This is a genomic window from Luteolibacter arcticus (genome assembly GCF_025950235.1).
Lineage (GTDB): Bacteria > Verrucomicrobiota > Verrucomicrobiia > Verrucomicrobiales > Akkermansiaceae > Haloferula > Haloferula arctica.
Genome location: NZ_JAPDDT010000011.1, coordinates 201,187 through 208,790, shown reverse-complemented (window position 1 = coordinate 208,790; position 7,604 = coordinate 201,187). Strand labels below are relative to the sequence as shown.

General features: G+C 64.0%; 4 protein-coding genes. All 4 read right to left on the bottom strand.

The features are described 5' to 3' along the window. Positions 1-98 precede the first annotated feature (98 nt). Positions 99-1,049 (bottom strand): ROK family protein, encoded by a 951-nt coding sequence (locus tag OKA05_RS21090; protein WP_264489175.1) that lies wholly within the window; start codon positions 1,047-1,049, stop codon positions 99-101. After that, entirely contained in the window at positions 1,046-2,359 is a 1,314-nt protein-coding gene (locus tag OKA05_RS21085; RefSeq protein WP_264489174.1) for a PA14 domain-containing protein, read from the bottom strand. Before OKA05_RS21085 ends, OKA05_RS21090 begins: the two co-directional genes overlap by 4 nt. Positions 2,360-2,488: 129 nt before the next feature. Next, positions 2,489-5,200, bottom strand: a complete 2,712-nt coding sequence (locus OKA05_RS21080) for a glycoside hydrolase family 38 N-terminal domain-containing protein (protein WP_264489173.1) — start codon at positions 5,198-5,200, stop codon at positions 2,489-2,491. A 146-nt stretch (positions 5,201-5,346) separates the two neighbouring features. Further along, complete coding sequence (gene gnpA, locus OKA05_RS21075) at positions 5,347-7,563, bottom strand: 1,3-beta-galactosyl-N-acetylhexosamine phosphorylase (protein ID WP_264489172.1); 2,217 nt, start codon at positions 7,561-7,563, stop codon at positions 5,347-5,349. Positions 7,564-7,604 lie beyond the last annotated feature (41 nt).

Below are 7,604 nucleotides of genomic sequence, written 5' to 3'. Positions count from 1 at the left end.
AGAAATGGTCGAAATCCATCATCGGACGAGGTATGTGAAACAGCCCAAATCCGCCTTAAGTTAGCGCCATTCGGGTCGGTCCCCGCATCTAAACATTCTCAGCACGACACCGCAGCCGGAGCATGAAAACCTGCCGCATGACGGCCGATCCACTCGCAACCTAACAAGGCCGCGGCATCTCCCAACTCCGACTTCACCACCTCGACCTTTCCCCACGGCGAAATCGCATGCCGGTGAATGTGCTCGCGGATCGCCGGAACGACTTCCGGTGCTTCCGCGATTCCACCGCCGATGATCACGCGCGAGACATCGTAGGCGAGGACGAGGTTGGCAGCGGTCGCGCCCCAGATCCTAAGCGCATCATCGCGCAAACGAATGGCGCACGCATCGCCCGCCGCATAATCCAGTTTCGCTTCATCCACGAGCGCACTCGCCGCAAAGTCGGGCTCGCGCCGCGCCAAGCGCGGCAAAGCCGCCGTCGATGCCTCATGCTCGGCGCAGCCAATATTCCCGCAGACCTCACAAATCTCCCCATCGTGATTGAGCGTGAAGTGACCGCCGACCCCGCACGCCTGACCATGCGCTCCGCGAAAGGGCTGACCGCCACAAATCGCCGCGGTCCCGATACCGGTGCCAAGAGTCACCATCACCAGGTCATCGCAGCCACGGCCAGCGCCGCATTGCCACTCGCCGATCAAAGCCGCGCGCGCGTCGTTCTCAATCGACAGCGGAATCCCGAATCGCGACCACGCCCACTCCTTCAAGTCGATCCCGGGCGCATCCACATACTTGCCGAAGTGCGTCAGAATCCGCCCTGAAACCGGATCCATGATGCTCGGAAACGAGATGCCAATACCACCGCAAGCCGCCACCATGAAGCCGATCGACTTGGCCAGCAGCTCCCATTCGTGCTCCAGCTCCGGCAAGCGTTCGGCCAGCGGTTCGTCCGAGCGCGCCGGGATCACCTTCTGCACCAGCACGCGACCGTTGAGCACGACGCCCAGCTTGATGAGCGTCCCCCCGAGATCGGCAGCGAGAATGGGTTTCACCTGAAAACGTCCGTGGCTCCCAGTTTGTCTTCCTCCGCTTGGAAAAGCGTTCGGACGAGGGATTCGGCGGGAAGGAATGGATAGAGCTTCTTCTCTTCATCCGCCATATCGGCCACCATGAAGATGGGCAGGTTGGGGATTCCGTTAGGCCCACGAGTGAGAGGTGCACCACCTTGCTTCTCCATCAGGGCGCCCACGGTGAAGACCCCTCCGGCATCACCGATGAGGACGTCCACCACGATCGACTGTCCTTTCCGCAACTCAATCCACCCGCCCGAATAAATCGGCAGCGTGGGATGTCCGGGAACGCCATTCCCGACCAGCTCGCGCGGGCTCCCGGTGAAATGCCAGAAGGACGAATCGAACACCACCTTGCTGTCGAAGCCGATCACCATGCAGTTGTCTCCCCATCCGACAAACCGGTAGGTCCCCGTCTCCGTCACCCTCACCCGGCCGGTGTAGTGGGCCACCCACATGCCCGGCCCGGAATCGGGACATTGGAACGCCTTCGCCGCGTCGGTGTCCGGCATGAGATGATAGGTGAAGGCCTTCGCACGCAGATGGGTTTCCGCCGTGAAGTGCTTGTGCTTCGAAGGTGGTGCCCACCTCGAGCGCTTGATGAATCCTTTGACGATCGACGTATACTCGGCCTCGCCTTCGCCACCGAATTTGACTCCGGTGGGCTTGTTCTTTTGGTCGCGCTTGAAATCGTAGAAGGTGCCGACCAATCCCACGCCTCCCTTGGCACCGAAGGGATTCGCGTCCAGGAATCCGCGCCCGACGCCGGGGCCGCTGCCTGGCCCCGTCCCGCTTCCGGTGCCGGTCCCGATTCCCGTGCCGCTCCCGCCGCCCGCTCCTCCGCCCTTGCCGGCGGATGCGATCCCCATATCCGTCGCCATGGAAAGCTCTGGAAGTTGCTCCGAGGAATCCGGCAGAGTGAAGTCGGCTGTTAGACTGGTGGAGGAAATCCGCTTGGACATCGCGGTGGGAGTCTGCCGCGCCCTTTGTTGGATCTTGTGAGTCGCTTGCGAGCCCTCGTTCCCCCCGCCGCCTCCACCGGGAATGAAATCAATCTTCTCCTGCGGCGGCTCCACCCAGCGGATGAAGAAGAAAACCGCCAGCACGATGAAGATCGCATGCACCAGCAAGGAGATGGACAATGCGCCGCCACCAAACTTCCGCCATACCTTCTTCCCCTTCGCGCGGTCATCGCCTTCCTGAGCCGGCGGCGTTGAGGGACCGATCGCCTGCGCAGCCTTGGCCGCCGGCTTGATCCCTGCCCACGCCAACGACCCGGACCCTGTCGCCAAGGCCGGATTTATCGTCGCTCCGATCGAGGGCCTGACAGGCCCCGGCCCCACGGCCCGCTTTACCTGACCCGCCGGTTGATGCCGCCCTGGTTTGCCGTGGGGTCCCGTCATCACGATCGATAAGGTGAATCAGCAAGCAGCCCGCTCCCACAGCACATGCAGCGGCGAGCCATTCGGTGAAGCGCCCCGATCCACGGACACTCGCAGGATAGTCGTCGCGCGCGGTGCCAGCGAGACGGAGAAGCGGGATGAATCCGCAATCCACGCCGCGGTTTCACCCAGCGCATTCGATTCGGAAATGCGGGACGCGGGCAGGCCCGGCAGCTCGACATCCGTCGTAACCGCTTCACCCGTGACGTTTTGCAGGATCAGCAGCAAGTCGCCGGTGCTGTCGTCGCACGGCGAAAACTGCTGCGGCAATACCGCCGGATTGCTCACCCGCAGGAAGCCGCGCCCCACCGGCACGCCGGTCATCACCGGATGGACTTCCACCGGACACGCGGCTTCCAGGCCGGCGCAGGTGGACACCACCGGATCGTAGGCACCGTGGGTCCGCAGCTCGTAGCGGAAACGCATCGATCCCGGCTGGCTCGCGCGGAAATTAGTCATCCAGTAGTTGTTCACCGCCCAGCCTAACAGCATCGGCTTGGCGGCATTGCGGGCGAAGCCTTGCGGACGGCCGAAGCCGAAGTCGCCGATCTGCACCAGCGGCGCATCCGGCGTCGCCAGCGTCACGCCGGCATCGGCATTGTGAACGCTCGCCCACGAGCCGGTGGTGACCCAGTTCTTGCACGAGCCTTCCAGCTGCTCCACGTCCCAACGCACCGGCACGCCCGCGGCATCGTAGTGCGCGGACCACTGCGGGAGATCGAGCGGGAAGGCGAAGTAGATTGCCTCGGCGCAGCGGTTCTCATCCTTGGTGAAGGTCGCGGTGAGTTCCACCACCGGCCCCACGCTGCTGAGCTTGATCCGCTGGATGAGATCGCCGGGCAGATGCGCGAAGAACCCTTGGGAAGTCCCCGTCGCACCGCTGTCATGATGAACGCCCGGCGCTTCGCGGCGAGTGATGAGGACGATGCCGTCAGCATGACGCTCGACCTGCAGATCGAGCAGCTTGCCCGCGCCACGACGCTGCGCCTTCCAATCGTACTGCCAGCAATCGACATCGGCATGCAGCAGGTCCCAGACGCTCTGGTAGTAGGCATCGCGGCCGAGTTCGCCGGTCGTGACGTCGTGGTGATCGGGATCGGGCTGCTCGTGGACGAAGCCGAAGAACGGCCACTTGGCATCGGCGTCGATGAATTCGCGGCCCAGCTTCTTGTCATAAAGGCTGGTCGCGTAGCCGGTCTCCGGATCGTAGGTGAGGCGATGGAAGTCCGTCTCGATCACGTTGCCCTCGGCAATGAGCGACGCGGCCGGCGCGGCGGGCACGAGCTTGTCCACCGGCAGCGAGACGGTGCTATAGGGCTCGAACTCGAATGGACCGGCGAGATATGAGTTGGAGTCATCCCACAGGCAGCGGTCCACTTCGATCCGCGCGACGTTGCTGGAGCAGTGACGCCACGTGCCATCGGTCCACGTCTTGGGGACGCGGATGAAGCACCCGCGGCGCTGCGGCCCGGGATTGAAGCAGAGGACGGAACTCGGCGCTGTTAGATTGGTGGGGTTCTTCGCCAGCAGGTCCATCGAGTCGCGGAACAGCAAGCCGGTCATCGAGCGGGCGCGCCACGCGTAGCCCGCATCGAGCACCCATTGCTCGTCGATCGGATCGGAGCTGCCGGACTGCACGGTGCGATCGGGACCCCAGGTGTGCTCGTCGAAGAGCAGCAGGTTCCGCCACGCATCCAGCGAGCGTGCCGTGGTGTCCTCGCATGCGGGTAAGGCCGTCTGGAGCAAACCGGTGGCGACCAGACGGCGCGCGGTGTTGCGGTTCACACGGGTCTCGGTGGCGGAGCTCGCCGAGCCGAAGTTCCAGAAATCCGACCAATCACCCTGCATGTCCGGCACCGGAATCGCGGGCTGCTTGTGATAGTAGTCGATCAGGTCTTCCGGCGTGACGAAGCGGATCGCCGGGAAGCGCCCTTCATCATTCCAGCGGCGGACCATCTGGACCAGCAGCGGGTCGGGCGGGTAGTTGTCGCTGTACACTGGATGGGTGGACGTCAGCATCACGAAGTGCCGCGGATTTCCAGCAGCCTCCAGCCGGCCCAGATAGCCGCCCAGCGCCTCCTGCATGGTCTCCGTGCTGCCCTCGGCGTAGCGGCTTTCGCGGCCGAAGGTGTTGTAGTGCATCCCATTGTAGGTGAGCAGCGGGCGACCCTCGGGGCTGAGCCAGTTCATCCAGCGCGGCCGCTCGTAGGGAAAGCCACCGCTGTGGACATTGATGCCCATCAGGAACGCCTCGATGCCCGCGTCTAACAAGAGATTGGTGAGCGGCCATGGCACGCCATTCACGTCGTGGCTGATCGCGGTGCGGATCGGCACGCCGAATTCCTCGCGCAGAAGTTTCACCGCGCGCAGGCCGTGGGCGAACTGCGGGGTATTCGCCAGCGGCGAAAGGTGGATCGGCAGCGCGCCCACCGAGATCCGGCCTGCTTTCGCCAGCGCACGGAAGCGTTCGATCTTTGCAGACGACGCGCGGTTCAGCCAATGCATCACCGGCCACGTGGTCTCGCAGGTCCAGCGCGCGGCCGACGCATCGGGAAAGTCGGCGGTGCTTTCGCAAAGATCGAGCGCTTGATCGATGATGCGGCGCTGGAGCTCCCAGAACGCCGGCTGCGGATGCGTGTAGCCGACGTCCGTGTGGGAATGGTGGAGCAGGAGGATCTCTCGGATTTGCATGGTGAGCGGTGGAAATCTCGAGGCTGCGACGAAGCTGCCCCGGTGTTTCCTGCCAAGCTATCGACCATCCGGAAGACGTGCTTGGTCCCATTTGTACAAAAACGCATACGGAGTTGCGCCGGGACCCACGCCGCTCGCCGCGATGCTCAGTTTTCCGGAGAAAACCAAGCGCTCGCGTAGGGAGCGAGGCTCACTTCGAAGGCGCGCCCGTCCCCGTCGAGCACCGTGGTGACCTGGGCGTCCGGCGAGTTGTTGACCACCACCAGCTTCCCGACTTCGGGATACCACGCGCACTCGGTCTTGGGATTGCTCGCGAACCATTGCGCCAGCGACTCCTCCTTGCGGGAAACCCACACCAGCGAGCGCAGCAGCACGCGATAGTTGTCGAGCGTGGCGGGCAGACCGGCGAAATACACCGCACGTCCGGGACCACAATCGCGGGCCGAGGCAAGAACGTGACCGCCGGGTGCCGTCGCCAATACCTGCACGCCGGGCTCCACAGGAGCGACGTAGCTGTGGGTGACGCCGAAATTCAGATCTAACACCTCTCCACCAAGGATGAAGTGATCGCGGTTTTCCTGCCACTCCGCGACCGGGCGTTGCGATGGCGATTGCCCCAGTTCCTGATCGACACCGAGCACATCGGCGAGCTGGAAGACCCGGCCCATCGCCGCCTGCGCGCTTGGCTCGCGCACGCCAATGAAGCCGCCACCCTGATGGACGAACTTCCGCACCGCGGCCACGACTTCCGGCTGCAGCCAGTAGTGCCCGCCGGACTGCGCGGTGCCGGCGTCGCCATCGTTGATCAGCACGTCGAGATCGCCGGGAATGCCGTGCGCGATCACCTCGTCGAAGCTCAGGAAAGCCACATCCACCGGCAGGCCTGCGAGGCACTCGAGCAGATAACTGCGTGCCAGCAGGAACATGTTCTCGCTGTAAGGCACCGCGAACTTCTGGTCGCGGCCCTCCATCGGGATCCACGACCGGCACGCACCCCAGGCATTGAGGATGCCGACCTTCACCGGCACCCGCCACGAGCGCGTGGATTTCGTCACCTCGATCAAGGTGCGGAACTCCTGCGCCAGCCCGGTAACCTGGCTAACGAACTCCGGAAAGCGGTCCGCCAGGCTCAAGTAGCCACCATAGCCGATCCGGTCCACCGGCGCGCGCAGAAGCCCGCGGCGGACATTCGCCCAGAACAACTGCGAGTCGTGCAACGGCTGCCCGCCATGATCATTGAAGGTGTCCGGGAACAAGTACGGGTACAGCCGTAGTTCCTTCACTTGATGGCCGGGAGCTTCCCCGCAACGGCGTGCCACCACCCCGCCCTCGCAGGCATTGATGTGGATGTCGATGCCCATGTCCTGGAAGCTCGGCAGATACGGCTCCATGCCGATCCAGTGGTCGCCCCAGAAGATCGCGGCCTTCTTCCCGGCGCCATGGATGCGATCGGTGAGATCGCGACCGAAGCGCACCACGAACCGGTGGATATGCTCCATCCACTCGCGCAGCCGCGGCGTCGGCACCCGGTGGGTATTGCGATAGTAGCCTTCATCCACGAAGTCCTCGCTGGTCGGCCGGTATCCGTGGATCTTCTCGAACTCCAGCAGCGCGGGAATGCTCACCGTATCGGCATACCCTTGCCCGTCGAAGTAGCGCGTCTTGCCATCCGCCCCGCTGTCGATGGGGAAGTGGTAGCACAGCGTGGTCAGCCGCACCACGGTCGTTGCCCGGTGCTCCTCCAGCCAGCGGTCGAACCACCGCATCAGGTGCTCGTAACACGCCGGGTGCCACGGATCCACGCTCATGATCGGATCGCAGGTCCACCCGTTGGTCAGGTGGTTGTGCATCGAGGTCGAGTCCCAGATCTGCTCCACCAGGAAGTTCACCGTGTACTGATGCCACGGCTCGATCCCGCTCACCGTCACCGTGCCAGCCGCGGCATCGAATTGCCACTGCGAGCCCGGCACCTTGTTGCCGGTGCTGCGGTCATGCACCTCCCACCAGGTGGCGGGATCGTTCAAGGTATCGATGCGATACTTGCGCGCGTCGAAGCCGCTCATCGGCACCAACACCACCGTGTCCGACTCCGCGGTGACCGGATCGGAGCGGAAGAACTTGCGGATCAGGAATTCCGGATGCGCCCGCACGAACTCCTGATCGGCACGGGTCAGCAGCACCGTCGAAAAGATGTCGAAGCCAAGCGCCGTGAGCGACGGCGAAAGCTCCGTCCCATCCGAATCGCGGATCGTATCGGCACCCCACTTCGCGGCGAGGTCGAGGACGAGGTCGTCCTTCCCCGCCTCGGTGGGCAAGGTGAACCGGCCGCGGCTCGGAACGCCGCTGGGTGCGAAAGGCTGCATGTGGCGAATTACCAGTTAGATCTCGTCTTACAAGGTAGCTG

Excerpts from the sequence above, each read along its gene's own strand:
- OKA05_RS21080 (WP_264489173.1), bottom strand. The coding sequence starts at position 5,200 with ATGCAAATCCGAGAGATCCTCCTGCTCCACCATTCCCACACGGACGTC.
- gnpA (WP_264489172.1), bottom strand. The coding sequence starts at position 7,563 with ATGCAGCCTTTCGCACCCAGCGGCGTTCCGAGCCGCGGCCGGTTCACC.